The sequence below is a fragment of the Streptomyces griseicoloratus genome, from assembly GCF_014534645.1.
Lineage (GTDB): Bacteria > Actinomycetota > Actinomycetes > Streptomycetales > Streptomycetaceae > Streptomyces > Streptomyces griseicoloratus.
Window position 1 is genome coordinate 25,052 of the sequence record NZ_JACVQF010000213.1, and the last position, 23,228, is coordinate 48,279.

A 23,228-nucleotide genomic window follows, 5' to 3' on the forward strand; every position below is an offset into this window, starting at 1 on the left:
TTCGTCCGCGGGCAGCACCGTTCGGCCCGGCGACGACACGCCGGGCTTGCGAGGGGCCCGCCTCAGGCGGCCGGAGGCGGGAGAACGAGTGCGTCCGAATGCATGATCAGCAGCCTATGCGGCCGTTCCCCGGCCGGACAACTCCCTTTCCGCCCCGCCGCTCGCCACCGGTTCCGCGGAGCCCTTCGAGGGCGCCGACGACTGGGCGATGAACGCGCCCACGAGGACCACCACGCCGCCGGCGATCTGCGGTGCCGAGAGGTGCTCGCCCAGCAGCACCCAGGCCAGGACGGTCGCGATCACCGCTTCGAGGCAGGCCACGACGCCCGCGACCTGCGGGGAGAGGCGGCGCACGGAGACGATGCCGGTGACGTAGGCGAGGACCGTGGCGACGAGCACGATCCAGGCCAGCAGCAGGCCGGCGGCGACGGGCGTGCCGTTCATGGGCACGGTGTGGGCGAGCAGCGACCAGTCCATGCCCCAGGGGCGGGCGACGACGGTGAGCACGGCGGCGCCTACGAGCAGCCCGTAGGCGATCACCCCGAGCGGGTCGGGCGTCTCGTCGCCCGCGTCGCTGCCCTGGTCGGACAGGACGAAGTAGCCGACCTGGCAGCAGGCGGCGCCGAGCGCGAGCAGCAGTCCGAGGGCGTCGAAGCCCAGGCCCGCCCAGACCTCGACGACACAGGCGAGGCCGCCGATCGCGAGGACCACGCCGAACGCGGCGGCCCGGGTCACCGGCCGCCGCTGCACGAACCGGACCCAGCCGAGCACGAGCGCGGGCGCCAGGTACTCGACGAGCAGGGCGACGCCGACCGGGATGCGGGAGAGCGCGGCGAAGTAGCAGGCCTGGACGCCGGCCACGGCGAGCAGCCCGAACCCGGCGAGCAGTCCGGGCCGGCGGCGCAGCAGCGCGCGGTGGCGGACGGCGAGCGGAAGCATCACCAGGGCGGCGCCCGCGACGCGCAGCCACACCACGTGGAGCGGGTCGAGACCCGCCTCGATCAGCGGCTTGGCCGCCACTCCGGATCCGCCGAAGGCGACCGCGGACACGAGCGCGAGGCCGAGCCCGAGGCCCCTTCCACGGCTGCCGTGAGCACTGTCTGACGTATGCACCGGCACATGATGACAGGGGACGACATGACCGTCACCCCCGATGACACCTGTCTCAACGGCTGGACGTCCGGGTCGGCCCGGCGCGGGATCAGGACGTCGGTCCGACGTGGCTGTCGCAGCGGTGGAGCACGGTGCACGGGTCGACGGCGGCGCGGCCGAGCACCTCGACGGCGCGCGCCCCGGGGTCCACGACGAGGGCGGCGAGCAGGTCGACGCCGCAGGCCCGGGCGGCGCCCCGCCGGGCGGCGCGGGCGCAGGCGTACTCCATGGCGGCCGCGGCCAGCGGCGAGAACCCCGCGGCCTCGGTCACGACGGGTACGGCGCCGGAGTCCTCGACGGTGCCCTGCCAGCGCAGGCCGTAGCCGATGCTGCGCTGCACGAGGTAGCCGAGGAGCCGGGCGATCTGCGGCCCGTCGCCGAGGACGGCGCGCACGTCGGGGTCGTACTCCAGGAGGGAGTGCAGCAGGTGGGCCGTGTCGATCTGCCGGTCCCCGTCCCGGACCGCCCGGCGACGCGCGCCGGAGACCACCGATGCCAGCTCTGCGCTGAACCGGGCATCGACGTCGGCGCCGTCCGCGCGCCGGCTGCCTTGCTCACCGGCCGACTGCCGGGGGATACGGGGTTGCACACCCCCTACCCCATCAGCCCCTTCGGCCCGGGTCATCCCCGAAGGGGACCATCTTCACGTCCCACGCAGAGCGGACTCGGGGCGCCGGAATCTCCTCCTTGCGGATGAGATCAGGCCGTTCCTCCCCCGGGCGCACGCCACCTCGCCCCGCGCTCCCCCGGGCAACCGAGGCGCATGATCACGGGTCGTACCAAGGCATGAGGAGCAGGTGCTGGCTGGTGGCCCTGCCGGCGGTCGACGGCAGGCAGTACGTCTACCGGGTGTACGCCCCAAAGGACGCGCTGCCGGCCGATCTGTTCTGGGCGGCCTGGCACTGCCATGACGAGAGCGCCCTGCCGCGCGCGTGGGACCTGTTCGACGCGGCGGTGATCCGGCGTCTCGACTGAGCCGGGCGGCCGCGCGGGCACACAGGAGGCGCCCCACGGAGGGTCCGCGGGGCGCCTGCCGACCGGGGTCAGTCCTCGTCGGCGAGGATCAGGTACAGCTTCTTGCGGGCGTCGTTGATGACGGCCAGCGCCTTCTCTCGCTGCTCCTTGCTGCCGGTCTTCCAGACCTGGCCGAAGGCCTCCATCAGCCCGAAGCCGGCCTGCCGGACGTCGTTCAGCGCCTCCCAGTCGACGCCGCGCGAGGCCTCCTCCCAGGGGGCCTCGGGGCCCGCCTCGGCGGCCGCCCGGCCCTCTTCGGTGAGCGAGAAGAGCTTCTTGCCGCCCTCGCTCTCACTGGCGATCAGGCCCTCGTCCTCCAGCAGCTGGAGGGTGGGGTAGACCGAGCCGGGGCTGGGCTTCCACACTCCGCCGCTGCGCTCGGCGATCTCCTGGATCATCTCGTAGCCGTGCATCGGCCGGTCCCTGAGCAGGGCCAGGATCGACGCGCGGACGTCACCGCGCCGCGCCCTGCCCCTCGGACCGCCGCGCCCTCGTCCGCCCCAGGGCCCGGGGCCGAAGCCCGGCACGAAGGGACCGAAGGGTCCGCCCGGACCCCCAGGACCGAAGCCGCCGGGGCCCCCCGGTCCACCGGGGCCGCCCGGACCACCGGGACCAGCCGGCCCGAAGGGGCCGAACGCCGCGCGCCGCTCGTCGAAGCCGAAACCGAAGCCGCGACCGCGGCGTCCGCCCTGTCCACGTCCACCGTGTCCACGCTCGTATCCGTGGGTACGCATCGCCATCACTCCATTCCATCGTTGATCTGTCGCGATGCCTCAACGATATATCGGAACAGTTCGCCTGACAATCCCCTGCGCTGCGCGAGTACGGTGAAGCCGCCAACCCCGCCCGGCCGGGTCGAGCAGGGGCCGGGCCGCGGAAAACCGGTCCAGCGGTCGCGAATTGGCGTTGGCCCGCGGCTCGGCCGAGCACCTAGCGTCGGGGCATGCGCATCCGAATCGTCGACGCCTTCACCGACCGTCCCTTCTCCGGCAACCCCGCCGGCGTCCTGCTCCTCGACGCCTTCCCGGACGACAACCGGCTCCAGCAGGTGGCCCTGGAGGTCAACCACGCCGAGACCGCCTTCGCCCACCGCCTCCCCGAGGGCGGCGAGGCCGACTGGGCCCTGCGCTGGTTCACGCCGCTCACCGAGGTCGCGATGTGCGGCCACGCGACCCTGGCCACGGCCCACGTCCTGCACACCACCGGCGTCCACGAGGGGCCCGTCCGGTTCGCCACCCGCAGCGGCGTGCTCACCGCCACGCCGCGCGAGGACGGCTCGATCGCCATGGACTTCCCGACCGCCCCGCTGACCCCGGCCGAGGCTCCCCCGGGACTGGCCGAGGCCCTCGGCGCCGAGCCGTGCACGGTCCTCGACACCGGCCCGCTCATCGGTGACCTGCTGGTCGAGCTGGCCGACGAGAAGACCGTCCACGCACTGAGGCCGGACCACAAGGCACTGGCCGCCAGTTCCGAGCGAGGCGTCATCGCCACCGCCCGCGCCGAGAACCCCGCCCTCGGCTACGACTTCGTCTCCCGCTGCTTCTTCCCGAACGTCGGCATCGACGAGGACCCGGTCACCGGCAGCGCCCACACGGCCCTCGCCCCCTTCTGGTCCGGGCGTCTGGGCCGCCCCGACCTCACCGGGCTCCAGGCATCGCCCCGCACCGGCCGCGTCCGCACGGAACTGCGCGGCGACCGCACCCTGCTCAGCGGGCGCGCGGTGACGGTGATCGAGGGCGAGCTGCTCGCCTAGCGGCACACGGAGGGGCGTACGAATCGCCCGTACGCCCCCGCCGGAGCCTTCACGCCGTGGGCAGCCAGTCCACCTTCCCGGCCAGGAGCGCGTAGCCGACGAAGGCCCCGATGTCGAGCAGCGAGTGCGCCACCACCAGCGGACCCACCCGGCCCCAGCGGCGGTACAGGTACACGAACACCACGCCCATCACCATGTTGCCGATGAAGCCGCCGATGCCCTGGTAGAGGTGGTACGACCCGCGCAGCACCGAGCTGGCCGCCAGGGACGCGCCGGGCGTCCAGCCGAGCTGGTCGAGCCGGCGCAGCAGGTAGCCGACGACGATGACCTCTTCCAGCACGGAGTTCTGCACGGCCGACAGGACGAGGACGGGGTACTTCCACCAGACGTCGGGCAGCGCCTCGGGGACGACGGTGAGGTTGAAGCCGAGTCCCCGGGCGGCCAGGTAGAAGGCGATGCCCGTGCTGCCGATGACGGCCGCGATCGCCGCCCCCCGGCCCAGGTCCGGCCAGGGGCGGGTGCGGTCGAAGCCGAGGGTGCGCAGGCTCTGCCCCTCGCGCAGCAGGAGGTGGGCCACCAGGGCCACCGGGACGAGCGCCGTGGCGATCCCGAAGAGCTGCCAGGCCAGGTCCAGCCAGGGACGGCCGGGCGCCGCGGAGGCGTTGAGGGTGGCCGCCTGGTCCTTGAGGCCGCCCGGCCTGGTGACCGAGCCGATGAAGCTGATCAGCGCGGACACACCGCTCGCGCCGAGCGAGAGGGCCAGGACGAGCAACGTCTCGTCACGGACGATCCGTCGCGAGAGCCGCTCCTGAGGAATTGAATCGGTCACCGGGCCCGCCTCCGCCATGCACACCTGCCTCCAGCTGGGACGTCACAGCTTGCCGGATCAGTGTGAGGCGGCGGGCGGCGGGGGCGGGCCCGCCGGTTCCGGCGGTCAGCTCAGGGACACCGGCTCCGGCAGACCGACCGGCCACCTGTGCACGGGGTCGCCCTTGTGCATGAGTTCGCAGTAGCGGCGGGTGGTGGCGGCCAGCGCGGCCTCCCGGGACAGGCCCGCCTCCAGCGCCCGGTGGAACGTGGCCGCCTGCCAGGACGCGCCGTTGACCCGGCGCCGGCAGCGCTCCTCGATCACACCGAGGTACAGGTCCCGGTCGGCGGGCTCCACGCCCCACGCGTCCAGCCCGGCCTCGGCGAGCGGCAGCAGTTCGTCGCGTACGAGCACGGCGGCGTCGACCTGCGTGGTGCCGCCGAGCCGGCCGCGCCGGGGCCAGGTGAAGACGGCGTCGATGCCGTGTCGGCACGCGGCCTCGAAGTTGGCGGCGGCGGCCTCGAACGGCAGCCGGGTCCACACCGGCCGGGGTTCGTCGGCGAGGGCGCGGACGATGCCGTAGTAGAAGGCGGCGTTGGCGATGACGTCGGTGACGGTGGGGCCGGCCGGCAGCACGCGGTTCTCCACGCGCAGGTGCGGGACACCGTCCGCGATGTCGTAGACCGGACGGTTCCAGCGGTAGACCGTTCCGTTGTGCAGGACGAGTTCGCCGAGCCTGGGCACGCCGCCCGCGTCCAGCACCTCCAGCGGGTCCTCGTCGTCGCAGATCGGCAGGAGGGCGGGGAAGTAGCGCAGGTTCTCCTCGAACAGGTCGTACGCCGAGGTCACCCACCGCTCGCCGAACCAGGTGCGGGGGCGGACCCCCTGGGCCTGGAGTTCCGGCGGGCGGGTGTCGGTGGACTGCTGGAAGAGCGGCGGCCGCGACTCCCGCCACAGCTCGTGGCCGAACAGGAACGGCGCGTTGGCGCCGACGGCGATCTGCGCGGCGGCGACCGCCTCGGCCGCGTTCCACACGTCGGCGAAGCGCTCCGGGGTGACCTGGAGGTGCAGCTGCACGGATGTGCAGGCCGCCTCCGGAGCGATGGACTTCGATGTGCAGGTGAGATGCTCGACGCCGTCGATGTCGAGCGTGAAATCCTCGCCGCGGGCGGCCACGATCTGCTCGTTGAGCAGGGCGTAGCGGTCGACGTCGGAGAGGTTGGAGGAGACCAGGTCGTCACGGTCCAGGGTCGGCAGAATGCCGATCATGGCGATTCCCGCGTCCACCTCGCCGGCTTTTCGGTCCGCATATGCCAGTGACGTTCGGATCTCCTCGGCGAGCCGGTCGAATACCCGCCCGGACAAGCGGTGTGGAGCTATGTTGACTTCCAGGTTGAACATGGCGAGTTCTGTTTGGAAGTCGCGACTCGCGATGCGCTCCAGGACTTGCGCATTCAACATTTTCGGCATCCCGTCCACACCGACGAGATTCAATTCGATCTCCAGCCCCATCAGGTTCTTGGGACGGTCGAACCGCCGCTCCGCCAGGAGTCGCTCCAGCCCCGTCAGACACCGGCGGAGCTTGTCACGGTAGCGCTGGCGATCGGACAGGTCGAACTGACCTGCCACGACCTTCTCCCCCATGGAAGCGTCCCTTCTCGGATCAGCGGGCCGAAGATCCGGCCGCCGGTGTGCGGGTCAGGTGGGATGATGCCCAGCCGAAGCGATCGATAACGTCCACGCGCGGGCCCGCCGGCCGTTACGCTGAGCCGGTGCGACCGGTGGCACATTCACCGGGCATGGCGCATCGCACAGTTCCGCCGGCCGGGAACTCGTGAAAAACGCCGACGACAATTGGCCGACCGCTCGGTGACCATTTCCCGAGGTCATCGCCGTGCCTCCGCTGCGGAATCCGGATGATTCTCTCATATCGACGACTGAATGCGCCCTTGTTCCGCTTGCCGGAGGCGGCTAGGGGAAACACAGTCTGAACACATGTCGTATAAACTCCGCGAACAAGGGCAGTAGACCGGCGCCCGGTCGAAGGTTCCTGCTGTCGGGATGGCGGCAGGCCTCACCCCCCACTTCCAGGTTCCCGGGCCCCGGCCCCTGCCTCTGTCGACCCCGTGAGCTGACAGCGTCGTCCGCCCCACCCTGCACCGCCCTCGCGCCACCGTGCCTTCGAATGAGAGGCGACCCACCATGCCGCTGCATGTCCCCCCGGCTCCCGCGCCCGCACTTCGCTCCGTCCTCGCCGCGCTCTCCTCCCCCACCGCGGTCCGCGAGGCCCGAACTCCCTCCCTGCTCCGCGCCCAGGGGCCGACCACGCCCGAGCTGCCGCTGCCCGTGCACGTCCTGGACCGGATCACCACCGAGGGCGTGACGGCGACGCGGCTGGCCGGCTGGCGGTTCCTGATCCGCTGCGGCGACCACGCGGTGGCCGCGGCCGAGACCATGCTGACCCCCGACGGCTGGGCGTTCTCGCACTTCTTCGAGGGGCCCTACGTCGCCTCGACCGAGCGCGCGCTGCGGCAGGCCGAGACGGTGCCCCAGCCCTACCAGCCGCGCCTGCTGTCCCTCCCCGGCCTGTACATGCTCACCCTGTGGCTGCACGGCGACTGCGCCGCGGACGCCGCCATGGGCCACCCCGCCGCCACCGATCTGCTGGTGCCCCTGGCGCCCGCCCCGCCCGGCATCGCGGCCCACCGCCCGCACCGGGTGGCCGAACTGCTCCCGGTGCTGACGCACCGCGTCGCGCCGGCACCGACGCGGCTGCTGCGGTCTCCCGCCTGACCCGCCGCAACCCCTCGAACACCGTCGCAACGCCCCGAACACCGTCGCGCTCGTAGGAGCAGTCAGCTGCTCCTACGAGCCCTCCAGGGCTGCCGCCCCGACTGGACTAGCCCCATCCGGCCATGACGAACCATCCGAAGTGACAGTGCAGTTGAGATGAACCGTCCGCGCGGGTGACGCGTCATCAACCTGTGAGAAGCGGTGCTGCGAAATACCTGCGGATCGGCGCCCGCAGGGCAACACTGGGTTCGGACCGACACACACAACGGGGGGCGGCCATGAACGACGCTTCACGCCGCGGGACAGCCACGACAGCGAACTCACCCATCACGACAGAGCGAAAGATCCCTCCCATGTGCCAGCACCAGCCACCGTGCCCGTCAGCCGACTCCGCCGACCGGGAATCCGCCCGTCTCGTGGCGCACCACCCGGAGCAGGGTTGGAGCCTGCTGTGCAACGGCGTCGTGCTCTTCGAGGACACCGGTGAGCTCCTGCCGGACGGCCAGGTCATCGCCCCGCACCGCCCGCTGGGTACGGGCCTGATGACAGCCGCCTGAGCACCGGCCGGGCGGCCCGCCCACCGGCCGCCCGGCTCACCGAAGGGGCCGGCCCGCAGTGACCGCTGCGGACCGGCCCCGACGTGTGTCCCAGTGCCATCCCCCCGTAGCCCTCTGCGCCGCCGCGGTCATGGCGCGCCCGGGCCGCCGGCCGCGGCTTCCCACCGGCGCCGGCTTTCCGGAAGACTCCTGGAAGTTTTCGCGTCCGTCGGCGGAGGTGGGGAAGTGGCAGCAGACGAGGCCGGTGCCGGGGCGGATCCCGGGGGGCGGGGCAGGGTCACGATCACGGAGATCGCCCGGCGGGCGGGCGTCTCGGTGCCGACCGTGTCCCGGGTCGTCAACGGCCGGTCCGACGTGTCGCCGCAGACCCGGGCACGGGTGGAGGACCTGCTGCGCCGGCACGGCTACCGCAGGCGGAACAGCACCTCGGGCGGCCGGGCGGCCCTGCTCGACCTGGTCTTCGACGACCTCGACAGCCCCTGGGCGGTGGAGATCATCCGGGGCGTCGAGGAGGCCGCCCACACGGCCGGGGTGGGCACCGTGGTGTCGGCGGTCCACGGGCGGTCGGGCGACGCCCGCGAGTGGATGCGGAACCTGCGTGCCCGGGCCTCCGCCGGCGTCGTCCTCGTCATGTCCGTCCTGGAGCCCGTCCTCCACGAGGAACTGCGGATCCTCGGCGTACCGCTGGTGGTCGTCGACCCGGCGGGCTCCCCCGCCCTGGACGTACCGACCGTCGGCGCCGCCAACTGGTCGGGCGGCATGGCGGCCACCCGGCATCTGCTGGCGCTCGGCCACCGCAGGATCGGCCTGATCTCCGGACCACCGCGGCTGCTGTGCTCCCGCGCCCGCCTCGACGGCTGTCGCGCGGCCCTGGAGGGCGCCGGCGTCGCCGTGGACGACTCCCTGATCGTGTCCGGCGACTTCCGTCCCGAGTCCGGCTTCTCCGGCTGCAACGCGCTGCTGGACCTGCCCGAGCCGCCGACCGCCGTGTTCGCGGCCGGCGACCAGATGGCGCTCGGTGCGATCGAGGCACTGCGCCGGCGTGGGCTCAGGGTGCCCGAGGACATGAGCGTGGTCGGATTCGACGACCTTCCGGCCGTGCGCTGGTCGGCTCCGCCGCTGACCACCGTGCGGCAGCCCCTCGCCGACATGGGCAAGCTGGCCGTGCGCACGGTGCTGCGGCTGGCCCGGGGCGAGCGGCCGGACTCGCCCCGGGTGGAACTGGGCACGGAACTGATCATCCGCTCGAGCACGGCGCCCCCGGCGAAACCCGGGCCGACCCCCTCACTCTGACGGCACCACCCCGCCCACGCCGCCCACCACCGACGACCCCGCGTCGGAACACCGCGCACCGTGCGGAGCCGTCCCGGCGGTGGGGTGCGGACCGGCCGGAGAAGCCGCCGCGCACGTCTCGTCACCTGCCGCCGAGCGCCTCCCGGATCGCGAAGTACGCCGGCTTCGGTCGCAGTTGCTCGTCCCACGGGAGCGCCGCGCCCTCCCCGGGGAAGAAGCCCGGGATCCACGAGTACTTGTCGGTGTAGTCCCACAGGGTGATGCCCACGCAGCGGCGTACCGCGAGGCAGTCCTCGGTCAGCTGCCGGTACCAGTCGGCCTGGGTGGCCAGCTTCGTCTCGTCCGCGGGCAACTCCATCCGCACGTCGACCTCGGTCAGGGCCGTGTCGAGCCCGAGCCGCGCGAACCGGCGGAGGTTGTCCTCCAGGGTGGTCGGATAGCCGTACTGCAGGGCGAGATGGGTCTGGAGGCCGATCCCGTGCAGCGGCACGCCCTGCGCCCGCAGATCCTTGGCCAGCCGGTAGTACGCGTCGCTCTTCGGGCCGACCGCCTCGATGTTGTAGTCGTTCAGGTACAGCTTGACGCGCGGGTCGGCCTCGTGGGCCCAGCGCAGTGCGTCGGCGATGTAGCCGGGGCCGAGGGTGTTGTAGAAGACGGTCTCCCGGTAGGTGCCGTCCTCGTTGAAGGCCTCGTTGACGACGTCCCAGGCGAAGACCTTGCCCCGGTAGTGCCGCACCTCGGCCTGGATGTGCTTCTTCAGTACGGCCCTGAGCTCGTCGGCCGTCCAGTCGCGGCCGGTCAGCCAGTCGGGCAGCTGGCTGTGCCAGACCAGGGTGTGGCCGCGCACCTTCTGGTGGTTGGCACGGGCGAGATCCACGATCTCGTCGCCCGCCGACCAGTCGAAGACACCCTGCTGCGGCTCGGTGGCGTACCACTTCATGCCGTTGCCGGGCGTGATCTGGTCGAACTCGCGGCCGAGCAGCGCCGTGTACGCGCCGTCGGTCAGCTCGGGGTTGTCGGTGGCGCTGCCGAAGTAGCGGCCGTGGCGCTGGGCGAGCTCGGCCAACGTGCTGTCCCTGCCGTGCCGTTCCTCGCCGGCCTGGGCCGCCGGTCCGGTGGCGACGCCGGCGGCGACCAGGACGGCGGCGAGCGCGCCGGCGAGTCTGAGCCGGGTCCGGGAGCGGATGGCCGTACACGTCGTACGCATGGTGCGACTCCTCACGATCGTCGGATGCGGGGGGGTGTGAAAGCGTGCGGCCGCGGGCGCGCGTCATCCCTTCGTGGCGCCGGCGGTGAGGCCGCCGACGAGCTGCCGCTCGGCGACGGAGTAGAAGGCGAGGGCCGGGACCATGGCCAGCACCAGATAGGCGAAGACCCGGGCGGTGTCCGCCGAGTACTGCCCCTGGAACTGCTGCACGCCGATCGGGATCGTCCACCACGTGGAGTCGGTGAACACCAGCAGCGGCAGGAAGAAGTTGTTCCAGCTCGTGACGACGGCCAGGACCGACACCGTGCCGAGCGCGGGCCGGGCCATGGGCAGCAGCACCCGCCAGAAGAAGCCGAAGGGGCCGCAGCCGTCGAGCGTGGCCGCCTCCTCCAGCTCGCCGGGGATCTCCCGGAAGAAGCCGCGCAGGATGATGATGGTCATCGGCAGCCCGAAGGCGGCCTGCGGAAGGATCACGCCGAGCGGGTTGTCCAGCAGGCCGAGCGAACGCAGCAGCAGGAACAGCGGGAGGGCCGCGACCGCGAAGGGGAACATCAGCCCCATGGTGAACAGCGTGAACAGCAGTTCCCGCCCGCGGAAGGCGAACCGGGCGAAGGAGAACGCGGCCAGCGCCGAGACCGCCACCACGAGGACGGTGGTCGCCACCGCGATCAGCGTGCTGTTGCCGACCAGCCGCCAGAACGAGCCGGACCCCAGGATGCCGGTGTAGTTGGAACCGACCCACGGGTCGGGCAGCCCGAAGGGGTTGTCGGAGAGCTGGTCGGTGGACTTGAACCCGGAGAGCACCGCGTACAGCAGCGGCACGGCCATCACCGCGCCGACGACGATCAGGACGACGTGCAGGGGAAGGGTCCGCCTCGCACGGGACTTGGAACGGACGGTCACTTCCCGCCTCCTCGCATGGTCGTGGTGGCCCCCTCCAGGTCGCGCCGGAGCACGAACCGCTGGTAGGCGAGGGCGAAGACGAGGCTGATGCCGAACATGACCACGCTGATCGCGCTGGCGTAGCCGACCTGGTACCGCTTGAAGCCGAACTGGAACATGGTCACGGCCATCGTCTCCGAGTGGTGGTCGGGACCACCCTGGGTGACGACCCACACCAGGTCGAACAGCTGGATCGCGCCGATCACCGACAGGAAGACGCTGATGCGCAAGGTGGGCGCGAGCAGCGGCAGGGTGACACTGCGGAAGCGCTGCCAGGCGTTCGCGCCGTCGATGAGCGCGGCCTCGGTCAACTCCTTCGGGATGGACTGCAGTCCGGCCAGGTAGAGCATCATGTGGAAGCCGAAGTACTTCCACGTCATGACGAGGAAGAGCGTCGCCATGACCATCGACGGGTCGGCGAACCACTCCCCGCCGATCCCGTCCAGCCCGACGCTGCCCAGGATCTGGTCGGCGAGGCCGTCGCCCGGCGCGAAGATCATGCTGAACAGCACGCCGGTGATGGCCTCGGAGAGCACGTACGGCGCGAAGAACAGCATCCGGTACACCGCCCGGCCGCGGAACCGCTGGTTCAGCAGGACGGCCATGGCGAGCGCGAACGGCAGCTGCAGGGCGAGGGAGAGGACGACCAGGACCAGGCAGCGCCACAGGTCACCGAGGAAGACGGGGTCGTCGAACGCCCGGGTGAAGTTCTCGGTGCCGATGTAGTCGGAGGGCATGCCGAAGCCGCCCCAGCGGAAGAAGGCGGCGTACAGGGCGAACAGGATCGGCAGCAGCACCAGGACGATGAACAGCACCAGTGCGGGCAGCTGGAAACCGACCGCGGTGAGCCAGTGGAACACACGGCGCCGTGCCCGCCCCCGGGCCGCGGCGGCGGACGGGGGCGGGAGGTCGACGCCGGGGCCGGTCCGCTTGTCCGGCAGGAACGTGGAGGTCATCGGGACCTACTGCTCTTCCTTCGCGGTCTTCGTGATCGACTCGGCGACCTGCTGCGGGGACTTGGAGCCGGCGACGAGCGCGGCGACGCTGTCGTTGACCTCCTGGCCGACGGCGGGCGCGTACGCCTGGTCGAGGTAGAGCTGGAAGCCGGTGGCGCCATTGAGCTGCTTCTGCACGGCCTGCAGGTTGGCGTCCGTCAGGGCGTCCTCGGCGGCCGGGACCACCGGGAGGACCCCGGTCTTCTTGACCAGTTCACGGTCGGTGGCGGCCGAGGCGAAGAACTTCAGGAAGTCGACGGCGGCCTGCGGGGCGTCCCGGCGCAGCGCGTGCCCGCCGCCCCCGCCGAACACCTCGGTGATGGCGCCCTTGCCGCCCTCCACCGCGGGGAACGGGAAGAAGCCGAGATCGTCGCCGAGCCCCTTGCCGGCGTCGGACTGCACGACCGGGGCCCACTGGCCCATGAGCTCCATCGCCGCCTTGCCGTTGCCGACGGTGGCGGCCTGGCCGGTGGGGGTGGAGTAGGCCGCGCCCAGGAAGCCCTTCTGGAACGGCTGGAGGTCGACGAGCTCCTCCAGGTGCTTGCCCGCCTGGACGAACTCGTCGCCCGTGAAGTCCTTCGCGTCGTTGGCCTTCTCCAGGGCGTCGGCGCCGGCGGTACGCATCGCCAGGTACGCCCAGTAGTACATCCCGGGCCACTTCTCCTTGCCGGCCAGGGCGATGGGCGTGATGTTCTCCGACTTCAGTGCGCGCACGGCGTCGAGGAAGCCGCTCCAGGTGGTGGGGGGCGCGCTGATGCCCGCCTTCTTGAAGTGGGCCTTGTTGTACCAGAAGCCGACCATGCCGATGTCGAACGGGATGCCGTACACCTTGTCGTCGATCAGGTACGGCTCCTTGGCGACGGGCAGCAGGCCGTCGGCCCACTCCTTGGTCCGGTCCGTGAGGTCCTCGACGAGGCCCGCGTCGACCTGCTGCCTGAGAACGCCGCCGCCCCAGGTGTGGAAGATGTCCGGGAGCTTCCCGGAAGCGGTCAGCGCCGTCATCTTCGACTTGTAGGCGTCGTTCTCGAGCTGGACGATCTTTACCTTGACCTTGGGGTTCTGTGCCTCGAACTGCTTGGCGAGGGCTGCCCACACGTCCTTCGTCGGCTGGGTGGTGGAGATGTTCCACCACTCGATGGTGGTCGTCCCCGACGACCCCCCGTCCGAGTCACCGCCACAGCCGCTCAGCGCGGTCATCCCCAGACCAGCCGCGGTGGAGGCCGCCAGAAAGCCGCGGCGGGACAGTGCCGGGTCGCCCATCATGTTGCTCCTTGAGTGCGGGACGGCGTGTGTACGCCCATCCGGAGAACCGAAAGTTTCGGAAATAATTCGGAAAGCCGCGCTGCTGCCGCACCCTAGAGACAGGCCGTAAACGGTGGCAACCCCTTGTGCAGGATGAATCTTCGATCGATCATCCTTAACCACGCTGAGCGAGTGCACGCGCGCCCGTATCACACTGAGCGTGGCCGAAATTTTCGCTGCGGACAACGAACGTTACGCCCTGCTCGTGGCGCCGGTCTTGACGGAAGCTTGACGCCCTTAACGGAAGCTTGACGCCCGCTGCCCCCTTTGAGCGCGGGCCCCGACAACACGCTCTGCCTACGCTGATTCCGCCGTCCGCGTGATGGCCTCACCCCGCCGAACCCCGCACCAGGAGCACCCCCATGGCCACCGCACAGCGCCCGAGGGCCGGCCGGCTGCGCACCTGGATGCTGGAGGGCCTGTCCGACATGGGCAGGAGCGGCGAACACCAGGGCCCGCACGCCCCGCCGCAGCCCGCCCACAAGGGCCAGCGCTGGTGGCGGGTCATGTGCCTGACCGGCGTCGACTACTTCTCGACACTCGGCTACCAGCCGGGCATCGCCGCCCTCGCCGCCGGCCTGCTGTCACCCGTGGCGACCATCGTGCTGGTGATCGTCACCCTCGCGGGCGCCCTGCCGGTGTACCGGCGGGTGGCCGAGGAGAGTCCGCGCGGCGAGGGCTCGATCGCGATGCTGGAGCGGCTGCTGTCCTTCTGGAAGGGCAAGCTGTTCGTCCTGACCCTGCTGGGCTTCGCCGCCACCGACTTCCTGATCACCATCACCCTGTCGGCGGCGGACGCCTCGACCCACCTGGTCGAGAACCCGCACCTGACCGACGCCCTGCACGACAAGCAGCTGCTGATCACCCTGCTCCTGGTGGCACTGCTCGGCGCGGTGTTCCTCAAGGGCTTCCTGGAGGCCATCGGCGTCGCCGTCGTCCTGGTCGGCATCTACCTCGCCCTGAACGCGGCCGTCGTGGTCGTGGGGCTGTGGCAGGTCGCCACCGCCGGTCATGTGGTCACCGACTGGTCCAGCGCGCTGACCGCCGAGCACGGCAACGTCTTCGTCATGATCGGCCTGGCCCTGGTGGTCTTCCCCAAACTCGCCCTCGGCCTCTCCGGCTTCGAGACCGGCGTCGCCGTGATGCCGCACGTCAAGGGCGACCCCGAAGACACCGAGAAGCGGCCGGCCGGGCGCATCCGGGACACCAAGAAGCTGCTCACCACCGCCGCGCTGATCATGAGCTGCTTCCTGATCACGAGCAGCTTCATCACGACCCTGCTGATCCCGGAGAAGGAGTTCGAGCCGGGCGGCGACGCCAACGGCCGCGCTCTGGCGTATCTCGCCCATGAGCACCTGGGCAACGCCTTCGGCACGGTCTACGACGTCTCGACGATCGCCATCCTGTGGTTCGCGGGCGCGTCGGCCATGGCCGGCCTGCTCAACCTCATGCCGCGCTACCTGCCCCGTTACGGCATGGCCCCGCACTGGGCGCGGGCCGTGCGACCGATGGTCGTCGTCTTCACGCTCATCGCCTTCCTGGTCACCTGGATCTTCGACGCCGACGTCGACGCCCAGGGCGGCGCCTACGCCACCGGCGTCCTGGTGCTGATCAGCTCCGCCGCCATCGCGGTGACCATCGCCGCCCGCAAGGCGGGCCAGCGGAACTGGACCATCGCGTTCGCCGTGATCTCGGCCGTGTTCCTCTACACGACCGTCGTGAACGTCGTCGAGCGACCGGACGGCGTGAAGATCGGCGCCTGCTTCATCGCCGGCATCATCCTGGTCTCGCTGCTGTCCCGGCTGGCGCGTGCCTTCGAGCTCCGCGTGACCAGCGTGACGCTCGACGACATGGCGGAACGTTTCGTCCGGGACATGGCCAGCCGCAAGATGCGCTTCATCGCCAACGAGCCCGACCAGCGGGACCTGGCCGAGTACCGCGACAAGATCGAGCAGATCCGGCAGGACAACGACGTACCGACCCACGAGGACTTCGTCTTCGTCGAGGTCACGGTCGTCGACCCGTCCGAGTTCGAGGCGGGCCTGACGGTCCGCGGCTCGACCCTGCACAACCGCTACCGCGTCCTGACCCTGGAGTCCTCCTCCGTCCCGAACGCCCTCGCCGCCCTGCTCCTCCACGTCCGTGACACGACCGGCCGTACGCCGCACATCTACTTCGAGTGGACCGAGGGCAACCCCTTCGCCAACTTCCTGCGGTTCTTCCTCTTCGGGCAGGGCGAGGTCGCCCCGGTCACCCGCGAGGTCCTGCGCGAGGCGGAGCCGGACCCCGCGCGCCGCCCGCGCGTCCACACCGGATGACGGGCGGGCCGGCGCCGACTCGCCCTCCCCGGGCCGGGGGCTCGCCGAGGCCACGCCCGACCCCGCACCCACCGCCGCCCGGCCTCCGCCTATCGTGACCGGCATGCAGTCCTACACCATCGGCCAGGCGGCGCGGCTGCTCGGCGTCAGCCCCGACACCGCCCGCCGCTGGGCGGACGCCGGCCGGATCACCACCCACCGCGACGAGAGCGGACGGCGGCTCATCGACGGGCGGGACCTCGCCGCGTTCTCGGTCGAGCTGGCCCGGACCGCCGACGGCGACGAGGGCGCCCCGCACACCTCGGTCCGCAACGCCTTCCCCGGGATCGTGACCGCGATCAAACTCGGCGACGTCGCCGCCCAGGTCGAGATCCAGGCCGGCCCGCACCGGCTCGTCTCCCTGCTGACCCGGGAGGCCGTCGAGGACCTCGGCCTGGAGGTGGGCATGGAGGCCACCGCGCGCGTGAAGTCGACGAACGTCCACATCGACCGCACCTGAGACGACCTCCCCCGCTCTCCGGCTCCCTGGCTCCCCGGCCGCCCGCTTCCCGTACGAACGCACATGCGGCCCCTTTACGTCCCCAGGGTCGCTCATGCGATACGACAGGAGACTTACCCCTCGCAGATGCGGAAGTATGATCGATGCATCGGAGGAGCCCGGACGGCCGCCGTCCGCCGGACCCGGACAAGGGCCCGGACGCGGTGGGCCTGCCGGACTCCTGTCCAAGACCACAGAGGGAGTGGCCCGTGTCGACCCGTTCCGTGCGCAGCATCCGCCGCACCCGCCCCGCCCTGCGGGTGGCCGGCGCCGGGGCCGCCCTGCTGCTGGCCCTCAGCGCCTGCTCCTCGTCCGGCTCCGACTCCGGTTCCGGTTCCGGTGAAGCGGGTTCCTCGGGGTCCTCGTCCGGCAAGCTCTCCGGCACGGTCACCGTCTTCGCCGCCGCCTCGCTCAAGGAGAGCTTCACCGAGCTCGGCAAGGAGTTCGAGGAGCGGCACCCGGGCACCGAGGTCGCCTTCAACTTCGGCGGCAGCGACAGCCTGGCCGCCAGCATCACCAGCGGTGCCCCGGCGGACGTCTTCGCCGCCGCCAGCGGCAGGACCATGGAGATCGTCACGAAGGCCGACGGCACGGCCGGGACGCCGGCCGTCTTCGCCCGCAACCAGCTGGAGATCGCCACTGCGCCGGGCAACCCGGACAGGATCTCGACGCTGAAGGACCTCACCAGGTCCGGCCTGAAGGTCGTCCTGTGCGACGAGAGCGTGCCGTGCGGCGCAGCCGCCCGCAAGGCCCTGGCAGCAGCCGGACTCGACCTCACCCCGGTGTCGTACGAGCAGGACGTCAAGAGCGCCCTGACCAAGGTCGAGCTGGACGAGGCCGACGCCGCCCTCGTCTACAAGACCGACGTGAGGGCGGCCGGCGACAAGGTGGAGGGCGTGGACTTCCCCGAATCGGCCGAGGCCCTCAACGACTACCCGATCGCCCTGCTCAAGGACGCGCCCAACGCCGGCGCGGCGAAGGCCTTCGTCGACCTGGTGAGCTCCGCCGAGGGCCAGAAGGTGCTCACCGACGCCGGATTCCGCAAGCCGTGACGAAGCCCGCCACAACCACGCCCGGCGGCGTCGGGGGCGGGCCGCGGCGCACCCGCCTCCGCCGCGGCACCCGCGCGGTGCCGGTGCCCCTGCTGCTGCCCGCCCTGGCCGGCCTGGCCTTCCTGCTGCTGCCGCTGGTCTCCCTGCTCGTCCGGGCCCCCTGGCGGGACCTGCCCGAGCAGCTGGCCAGTGCCGAGGTCTGGCAGGCGCTCAGGCTGTCGCTGGTGTGCGCGACGTCGGCGACCCTGCTGAGCCTGCTCGTCGGCGTTCCGCTGGCCTGGCTGCTGGCCCGCACCGAGTTCCCCGGCCGCGGCCTGGTGCGCGCCCTGGTGACGCTGCCGCTCGTCCTGCCCCCTGTCGTGGGCGGCGTCGCGCTCCTGCTCGCCTTCGGCCGCAACGGTGTCGTCGGGCAGTGGCTGGACTCCTGGTTCGGGATCACGCTGCCGTTCACCACCACGGGCGTCGTCCTCGCGGAGACGTTCGTCGCGATGCCGTTCCTGGTCATCAGCGTCGAGGGCACGCTGCGGGCCGCCGACCCCCGGTACGAGGAGGCGGCCACGACGCTGGGTGCCTCGCGGTTCACCGCGTTCCGTCGCGTCACGCTGCCGCTGATCGCGCCGGGCGTCGCGGCGGGCGCCGTCCTGGCGTGGGCCCGGGCGCTGGGCGAGTTCGGGGCGACGATCACGTTCGCCGGCAACTTCCCGGGCCGTACGCAGACCATGCCGCTCGCGGTCTACCTCGCCCTGCAGTACGACCCGGCGGCGGCGATCGCCCTCAGCCTGGTGCTGCTGGCCGTCTCCATCGCCGTACTGGCCGGTCTGCGGGACCGGTGGATGACGGCCTCCTAGACCCGTACCGAGACCCGGCACCGACGGCCTTCCCGGAGCCGCCCCGAGACACGATTGGGTGGACGATCCCCAGATGACCGACCTCGACGACACCGCCCCCGCCCGCGCGATCCCCCGCGCGCCTGCCGAGGGTCTCGACGCCCGTCTCGTCGTGGACCGCGGCGGCTTCCGCCTGGACGTCGAGCTGACCGCCGCACCCGGCGAAGTCGTCGCCCTGCTCGGCCCCAACGGCGCCGGCAAGACCACCGCCCTGCGCGCGCTCGCCGGCCTGGTCCCGCTCACGGACGGCCGGCTGCTCCTGGACGGCGTCTCCCTGGACCGCACGCCGCCGGAGTCCCGCCCGGTCGGCGTGGTCTTCCAGGACTACCTGCTCTTCCCGCATCTGACCGCGCTGGACAACGTGGCGTTCGGACCGCGCTGCCGGGGCGCGACCAAGGCGGAGGCCCGCGCCCAGGCCGCCGAGTGGCTGGACCGCATGGGCCTGGCCGAGCACGCCGGCGCCAAGCCGCGCAACCTGTCCGGCGGCCAGGCCCAGCGCGTCGCCCTCGCCCGCGCCCTGGCCACCCGGCCCCGGCTGCTGCTCCTGGACGAGCCGATGGCCGCGCTGGACGCCCGCACAAGGCTGGAGGTCCGCGCCGGGCTCCGCCGCCATCTGGCAGGGTTCGAGGCCGTCGCCGTCCTCGTCACGCACGACCCGCTGGACGCCATGGTGCTGGCCGACCGGCTGGTCGTCGTCGAACACGGCCGGGTCGTCCAGGAAGGCACCCCCGCCGACATCGCCCGCCGGCCCCGCACGGACTACATCGCCCAGCTGGTCGGCCTGAACCTGTACCGGGGCCGGGCCGACGGGCACACGGTACGGCTGGACGCCGGGCCCGCGATCACCACGTCGGAGGAGCTGTCGGGGCCGGCGTTCGTGGCGTTCCCGCCCTCGGCGGTCGCCCTCTTCCGGGACCGGCCCACGGGCGCCGGCGCGCGCAACCTGTGGCGCTGCGAGGTCGCCGGCCTGGAGACCTACGGCGACCGGGTCCGCGCCGGCCTCACGGGCGAACTGCCCCTGGCCGCCGACCTCACCACGGTCGCCGCAGCAGAACTCGGCCTGCACCCGGGTGCACCGGTTTGGGCGATGGTCAAAGCGACGCAGACACACGCATACCCTGCCTGAACCCCCTCCCGCACTACGGTGAGGGGCCATGACCCTGAGCATCCGCAACCAGCTTCCCGGCACCGTCACCGAGGTGCACCCCGGCGAAGTCATGGCGACCGTGAAAGTCCGGCTGACGGGCGGCCAGGAACTCACGGCGGCCATCACCCTGGAGGCCGTCGAGGAACTCGGCCTCGCCCCGGGCTCCCCGGTGAGCGCGCTGGTGAAGTCGACGGAGGTCTCGCTCGCCACCGGCCGGATCGAGGGCCTGTCGATCCGCAACCAGCTGCCCGGCACGATCACCCGCCTCACGCTCGGCGAGGCCATGGCGATCGTCAAGGTCACCGTGGACGGCGGCGATCTCACCGCCGCGATCACCAAGGACGCGGCCGGCGACCTGGGCATCTTCGTGGGCTCCGACGTGGTCGCCCTGATCAAGTCGACCGAGGTCGCGCTGGCCACGGCCCCGCACCAGGTGCCGTGACCACAAACCCGAAGGCCCCGCCCGGAACAACCCGGGCGGGGCCTGGAGAGCGTCGGCCCGCTCAGTCCTCGTAGGCGTCCAGCGGCGGGCAGGAGCAGACGAGGTTGCGGTCGCCGAAGGCCTGGTCGATGCGGCGGACCGGCGGCCAGTACTTGTCGGCGGCCTGCACACCGGCCGGGAAGACGGCCTCCTCGCGCGTGTACGCGTGGTCCCACTCGCCGCCCAGCGCGCCGGCCGTGTGCGGCGCGTTGCGCAGCGGGTTGTCGTCCGCGGGCCACTCGCCGGAGCCGACCTTCTCGATCTCCGCGCGGATGGCGATCATCGCGTCGCAGAACCGGTCGAGCTCGGCCAGGTCCTCGGACTCGGTCGGCTCGATCATCAGCGTCCCGGCCACCGGGAACGACATGGTCGGCGCGTGGAAGCCGTAGTCGATCAGCCGCTTGGCGACGTCGTCGACACTCACGCCGGTGGCCTTGGTCAGCGGACGCAGGTCGATGATGCACTCGTGCGCCACCAGCCCGCCCGGGCCGGTGTACAGGACCGGGTAGTGGGGCTCCAGCCGCTTGGCGATGTAGTTGGCGGACAGCACGGCCACCTGAGTGGCGCGCTTGAGGCCCTCGCCGCCCATGAGCCGGACGTAAGCCCACGAGATCGGCAGGATGCCGGCCGAGCCCCAGGGGGCCGCGGAGACGGGTCCGACGCCCGTCTCCGGGCCGGCGGCCGGCTGCAGCGGGTGGTTGGGCAGGTACGGCGCCAGGTGCGACCGTACGGCCACCGGGCCCACGCCGGGACCGCCGCCGCCGTGCGGGATGCAGAAGGTCTTGTGCAGGTTCAGGTGGGAGACGTCGCCGCCGAAGTGACCGGGCTTGGCCAGGCCCACCAGGGCGTTGAGGTTGGCGCCGTCGACGTAGACCTGGCCGCCGGCCTCGTGCACCCGGGCGCAGATGTCGGCGACGTGCTCCTCGAACACGCCGTGCGTGGACGGGTAGGTGATCATGAGCACGGCCAGCTCGTCGCGGTACTGCTCGATCTTGGCGCGCAGGTCCTCGACGTCGATCTCGCCGTCCTCGGCGGTCTTGACGACGACGACCTTCATGCCGGCCATCACGGCGCTCGCGGCGTTGGTGCCGTGCGCGGAGGACGGGATCAGGCACACGGTCCGCTGGTCGTCGCCGTTGGCCCGGTGGTAGCCGCGTACGGCGAGCAGCCCGGCGAACTCGCCCTGCGAGCCGGCGTTGGGCTGGAGCGACACCTTGTCGTACCCGGTGACCTCGGCGAGCCGTTCCTCCAGCTCACGGATGAGGGTCAGGTAGCCCTGGGCCTGCTCGGCGGGCGCGAAGGGGTGCAGCTGCCCGAACTCGGACCAGGTCACCGGCTCCATCTCGGTGGTCGCGTTGAGCTTCATGGTGCAGGAGCCCAGCGGGATCATGCCGCGGTCCAGCGCGTAGTCCCGGTCGGCGAGGCGGCGCAGGTAGCGCAGCATCGCCGTCTCGGAGCGGTGCTGGTGGAAGACGGGGTGCGTCAGGTAGTCGTCGGTGCGCAGCAGCGCCTGGGGCAGCGCGTCCTCGGTGGCCGCGTCCAGCGCCTCGACGTCGCCCTCGACACCGAACGCGTTCCACACACCCGCCACCTGCGCGCGTGCCGTGGTCTCGTCGCAGGCGACCGACACGTGGTCGGCGTCGACGAGCCGCACGTTGATGCCGTTCTCGCGGGCGGCGGCGACGACCTCGGCGGCCCGGCCCGGCACCCGCGCGGTGACCGTGTCGAAGTAGGCGCCGTGGACGATCTCGACGCCCCCGGCCGTGAGGCCCGCGGCGAGGACGGAGGCGTAGCGGTGCGTGCGCCGTGCGATTCCCTTGAGGCCCTCCGGGCCGTGGTAGACGGCGTACATGCCGGCCATGACGGCGAGCAGCACCTGCGCGGTGCAGATGTTGCTGGTCGCCTTCTCCCGGCGGATGTGCTGCTCGCGGGTCTGCAGGGCGAGGCGGTACGCCTTGTTGCCGTCGGCGTCCACGGAGACGCCCACCAGGCGGCCGGGCAGGCTGCGCGCGAACTTCTCGTGCACGGCCATGTAGCCGGCGTGCGGCCCGCCGAAGCCCATCGGCACACCGAAGCGCTGCGTCGTGCCGACGGCGATGTCGGCGCCCAGCTCACCGGGCGACTTCAGCAGCGTGAGGGCGAGCAGGTCGGCGGCGACGGTGACGAGCGCGCCGAGCTCGTGCGCCCGGTCGATCACCGGCTTGATGTCGCGTACGGCACCGGAGGCGCCGGGGTACTGGATGAGGACGCCGTTGATCTCCCGCTCGGCGACCTCGGCCGGGATGCCGTCGGTGAGGTCGGCGACGACGACCTCGACGCCGGTCGGCTCGGCCCGGGTCTGGATCACGGCGATGGTCTGCGGCAACGCGTCCGCGTCGACCAGGAACAGGCCCTTCTTGTTCTTGCCCATGCGCCGGGACAGCGCCATGGCCTCGGCGGCCGCCGTGCCCTCGTCGAGCAGGGAGGCGCCGGAGGTCGGCAGGCCGGTGAGGTCGGCGACCATGGTCTGGAAGTTCAGCAGGGCCTCCAGGCGGCCCTGGGAGATCTCCGGCTGGTACGGCGTGTACGCCGTGTACCAGGACGGGTTCTCCATGACGTTGCGCAGGATGACCGGCGGGGTGAAGGTCCCGTAGTAGCCGAGGCCGATCATGGAGTCGAGGACCTGGTTGCGGTCGGCCAGCGAGCGCAGCTCCGCCAGCACCTCGGCCTCGGTGCGCGCGCCCGGCAGGTCGAGCGCGTCGGCGTTCTTGATCACATCCGGCACCGCGGCGGCGGTCAGCTCGTCCAGCGAGCCGTAACCGGCCTGCGCGAGCATCTTGGCCCGGGCCTCGTGGTCGGGGCCGATGTGGCGCTGCTCGAACGGGATGCCCTGTTCGAGCTCGGAGAGCGGAATGCGAGGGGCGGTCATTGCGGAGGCCTCCTGGTCTGACGCGACCTGTGAGGGGCACCACGGCGCGGGTACCCGGACGGCCTCCCCCTCTGTCATCTC

21 protein-coding genes are annotated in these 23,228 nt (G+C 71.8%); 11 read left to right on the plus strand and 10 right to left on the minus strand.

The window, feature by feature from the left end; translation table 11 throughout:
- Positions 1 to 114: 114 nt before the first annotated feature.
- Both H0H10_RS25820 and H0H10_RS25825 read right to left on the minus strand, forming a co-directional pair.
- Positions 115 to 1,119: an EamA family transporter gene (locus H0H10_RS25820; protein ID WP_188183514.1), complete on the minus strand. Its 1,005-nt coding sequence runs from the start codon at positions 1,117 to 1,119 to the stop codon at positions 115 to 117.
- Between the two features lie 82 nt (positions 1,120 to 1,201).
- Positions 1,202 to 1,741, minus strand: coding sequence for a Clp protease N-terminal domain-containing protein (locus tag H0H10_RS25825; protein WP_188183515.1), 540 nt, complete (start codon positions 1,739 to 1,741; stop codon positions 1,202 to 1,204).
- A gap of 197 nt (positions 1,742 to 1,938) precedes the next feature.
- Between H0H10_RS25825 and H0H10_RS25830 the strand changes: the two genes are divergently transcribed.
- Entirely contained in the window at positions 1,939 to 2,127 is a 189-nt protein-coding gene (locus H0H10_RS25830) for a hypothetical protein (protein WP_188183543.1), read from the plus strand.
- Positions 2,128 to 2,195: 68 nt separating this feature from the next.
- On the opposite strand, the gene H0H10_RS25835 is transcribed toward H0H10_RS25830, so the two are convergent.
- Positions 2,196 to 2,900 carry a PadR family transcriptional regulator gene (locus tag H0H10_RS25835; RefSeq protein WP_188183516.1) on the minus strand — a complete coding sequence of 235 codons (705 nt, stop codon included), beginning with the start codon at positions 2,898 to 2,900 and terminating at the stop codon, positions 2,196 to 2,198.
- Between the two features lie 209 nt (positions 2,901 to 3,109).
- Between H0H10_RS25835 and H0H10_RS25840 the strand changes: the two genes are divergently transcribed.
- Complete coding sequence (locus H0H10_RS25840; RefSeq protein ID WP_188183517.1) at positions 3,110 to 3,919, plus strand: PhzF family phenazine biosynthesis protein; 810 nt, start codon at positions 3,110 to 3,112, stop codon at positions 3,917 to 3,919.
- A gap of 49 nt (positions 3,920 to 3,968) precedes the next feature.
- Here H0H10_RS25840 and H0H10_RS25845 read toward each other — a convergent pair whose 3' ends face one another.
- Positions 3,969 to 4,766: a CPBP family intramembrane glutamic endopeptidase gene (locus tag H0H10_RS25845; protein WP_188183518.1), complete on the minus strand. Its 798-nt coding sequence runs from the start codon at positions 4,764 to 4,766 to the stop codon at positions 3,969 to 3,971.
- 87 nt (positions 4,767 to 4,853) lie between these two features.
- Positions 4,854 to 6,371 (minus strand): glutamate-cysteine ligase family protein, encoded by a 1,518-nt coding sequence (locus tag H0H10_RS25850; RefSeq protein WP_188183519.1) that lies wholly within the window; start codon positions 6,369 to 6,371, stop codon positions 4,854 to 4,856.
- 558 nt (positions 6,372 to 6,929) lie between these two features.
- On the opposite strand from H0H10_RS25850, the gene H0H10_RS25855 reads away from it, so the two are divergent.
- The 3 genes from H0H10_RS25855 (at position 6,930) to H0H10_RS25865 (ending at position 9,370) form a co-directional block, all read left to right on the plus strand.
- Positions 6,930 to 7,520 carry a hypothetical protein gene (locus tag H0H10_RS25855; protein ID WP_188183520.1) on the plus strand — a complete coding sequence of 197 codons (591 nt, stop codon included), beginning with the start codon at positions 6,930 to 6,932 and terminating at the stop codon, positions 7,518 to 7,520.
- A 353-nt stretch (positions 7,521 to 7,873) separates the two neighbouring features.
- Entirely contained in the window at positions 7,874 to 8,077 is a 204-nt protein-coding gene (locus tag H0H10_RS25860; RefSeq protein ID WP_188183521.1) for a DUF5999 family protein, read from the plus strand.
- Between the two features lie 225 nt (positions 8,078 to 8,302).
- A complete protein-coding gene (locus H0H10_RS25865; RefSeq protein ID WP_188183522.1) occupies positions 8,303 to 9,370 on the plus strand; it encodes a LacI family DNA-binding transcriptional regulator in 1,068 nt (355 codons plus the stop codon).
- 121 nt (positions 9,371 to 9,491) lie between these two features.
- On the opposite strand, the gene H0H10_RS25870 is transcribed toward H0H10_RS25865, so the two are convergent.
- The 4 genes from H0H10_RS25870 to H0H10_RS25885 form a co-directional block, all read right to left on the minus strand.
- A complete protein-coding gene (locus H0H10_RS25870) occupies positions 9,492 to 10,577 on the minus strand; it encodes an endo-1,4-beta-xylanase (RefSeq protein WP_188183523.1) in 1,086 nt (361 codons plus the stop codon).
- A 63-nt stretch (positions 10,578 to 10,640) separates the two neighbouring features.
- Positions 10,641 to 11,480, minus strand: a complete 840-nt coding sequence (locus H0H10_RS25875) for a carbohydrate ABC transporter permease (RefSeq protein WP_188183524.1) — start codon at positions 11,478 to 11,480, stop codon at positions 10,641 to 10,643.
- A complete protein-coding gene (locus tag H0H10_RS25880) occupies positions 11,477 to 12,475 on the minus strand; it encodes a carbohydrate ABC transporter permease (protein WP_188183525.1) in 999 nt (332 codons plus the stop codon). The genes H0H10_RS25875 and H0H10_RS25880 overlap by 4 nt, the downstream gene beginning before the upstream one ends.
- Positions 12,476 to 12,481: 6 nt before the next feature.
- Positions 12,482 to 13,774 (minus strand): extracellular solute-binding protein, encoded by a 1,293-nt coding sequence (locus tag H0H10_RS25885; RefSeq protein ID WP_188183542.1) that lies wholly within the window; start codon positions 13,772 to 13,774, stop codon positions 12,482 to 12,484.
- A 404-nt stretch (positions 13,775 to 14,178) separates the two neighbouring features.
- On the opposite strand from H0H10_RS25885, the gene H0H10_RS25890 reads away from it, so the two are divergent.
- The 6 genes from H0H10_RS25890 to H0H10_RS25915 all read left to right on the plus strand — a co-directional run bounded on the left by H0H10_RS25890 (position 14,179) and on the right by H0H10_RS25915 (position 20,200).
- The gene (locus H0H10_RS25890; protein WP_188183526.1) at positions 14,179 to 16,134 is read left to right on the plus strand and encodes an APC family permease; all 1,956 of its coding nucleotides are present in this window, start codon (positions 14,179 to 14,181) and stop codon (positions 16,132 to 16,134) included.
- Positions 16,135 to 16,237: 103 nt separating this feature from the next.
- Complete coding sequence (locus H0H10_RS25895; RefSeq protein ID WP_188183527.1) at positions 16,238 to 16,633, plus strand: TOBE domain-containing protein; 396 nt, start codon at positions 16,238 to 16,240, stop codon at positions 16,631 to 16,633.
- A 248-nt stretch (positions 16,634 to 16,881) separates the two neighbouring features.
- A complete protein-coding gene (gene modA / locus H0H10_RS25900; RefSeq protein ID WP_309141894.1) occupies positions 16,882 to 17,724 on the plus strand; it encodes a molybdate ABC transporter substrate-binding protein in 843 nt (280 codons plus the stop codon).
- Entirely contained in the window at positions 17,721 to 18,572 is an 852-nt protein-coding gene (gene modB / locus H0H10_RS25905; protein WP_188183529.1) for a molybdate ABC transporter permease subunit, read from the plus strand. Before modA ends, modB begins: the two co-directional genes overlap by 4 nt.
- Positions 18,573 to 18,645: 73 nt before the next feature.
- Entirely contained in the window at positions 18,646 to 19,737 is a 1,092-nt protein-coding gene (locus tag H0H10_RS25910; protein WP_188183530.1) for an ABC transporter ATP-binding protein, read from the plus strand.
- A gap of 28 nt (positions 19,738 to 19,765) precedes the next feature.
- Positions 19,766 to 20,200 carry a TOBE domain-containing protein gene (locus tag H0H10_RS25915; RefSeq protein ID WP_188183531.1) on the plus strand — a complete coding sequence of 145 codons (435 nt, stop codon included), beginning with the start codon at positions 19,766 to 19,768 and terminating at the stop codon, positions 20,198 to 20,200.
- 61 nt (positions 20,201 to 20,261) lie between these two features.
- Here H0H10_RS25915 and gcvP read toward each other — a convergent pair whose 3' ends face one another.
- The gene (gcvP, locus tag H0H10_RS25920) at positions 20,262 to 23,147 is read right to left on the minus strand and encodes an aminomethyl-transferring glycine dehydrogenase (protein WP_188183532.1); all 2,886 of its coding nucleotides are present in this window, start codon (positions 23,145 to 23,147) and stop codon (positions 20,262 to 20,264) included.
- Positions 23,148 to 23,228: the final 81 nt, after the last annotated feature.

Bases quoted from the DNA above. Each gene is read 5' to 3' on its own strand.
- H0H10_RS25830 (WP_188183543.1), top strand. From the start codon at position 1,939: ATGAGGAGCAGGTGCTGGCTGGTGGCCCTGCCGGCGGTCGACGGCAGG.
- H0H10_RS25835 (WP_188183516.1), bottom strand. From the start codon at position 2,900: ATGCGTACCCACGGATACGAGCGTGGACACGGTGGACGTGGACAGGGC.
- H0H10_RS25840 (WP_188183517.1), top strand. From the start codon at position 3,110: ATGCGCATCCGAATCGTCGACGCCTTCACCGACCGTCCCTTCTCCGGC.
- H0H10_RS25845 (WP_188183518.1), bottom strand. From the start codon at position 4,766: ATGGCGGAGGCGGGCCCGGTGACCGATTCAATTCCTCAGGAGCGGCTC.
- H0H10_RS25850 (WP_188183519.1), bottom strand. From the start codon at position 6,371: ATGGGGGAGAAGGTCGTGGCAGGTCAGTTCGACCTGTCCGATCGCCAG.
- H0H10_RS25855 (WP_188183520.1), top strand. From the start codon at position 6,930: ATGCCGCTGCATGTCCCCCCGGCTCCCGCGCCCGCACTTCGCTCCGTC.
- H0H10_RS25860 (WP_188183521.1), top strand. From the start codon at position 7,874: ATGTGCCAGCACCAGCCACCGTGCCCGTCAGCCGACTCCGCCGACCGG.
- H0H10_RS25870 (WP_188183523.1), bottom strand. From the start codon at position 10,577: ATGCGTACGACGTGTACGGCCATCCGCTCCCGGACCCGGCTCAGACTC.
- H0H10_RS25880 (WP_188183525.1), bottom strand. From the start codon at position 12,475: ATGACCTCCACGTTCCTGCCGGACAAGCGGACCGGCCCCGGCGTCGAC.
- H0H10_RS25885 (WP_188183542.1), bottom strand. From the start codon at position 13,774: ATGGGCGACCCGGCACTGTCCCGCCGCGGCTTTCTGGCGGCCTCCACC.
- H0H10_RS25890 (WP_188183526.1), top strand. From the start codon at position 14,179: ATGGCCACCGCACAGCGCCCGAGGGCCGGCCGGCTGCGCACCTGGATG.
- H0H10_RS25895 (WP_188183527.1), top strand. From the start codon at position 16,238: ATGCAGTCCTACACCATCGGCCAGGCGGCGCGGCTGCTCGGCGTCAGC.
- H0H10_RS25910 (WP_188183530.1), top strand. From the start codon at position 18,646: ATGACCGACCTCGACGACACCGCCCCCGCCCGCGCGATCCCCCGCGCG.
- H0H10_RS25915 (WP_188183531.1), top strand. From the start codon at position 19,766: ATGACCCTGAGCATCCGCAACCAGCTTCCCGGCACCGTCACCGAGGTG.
- gcvP (WP_188183532.1), bottom strand. From the start codon at position 23,147: ATGACCGCCCCTCGCATTCCGCTCTCCGAGCTCGAACAGGGCATCCCG.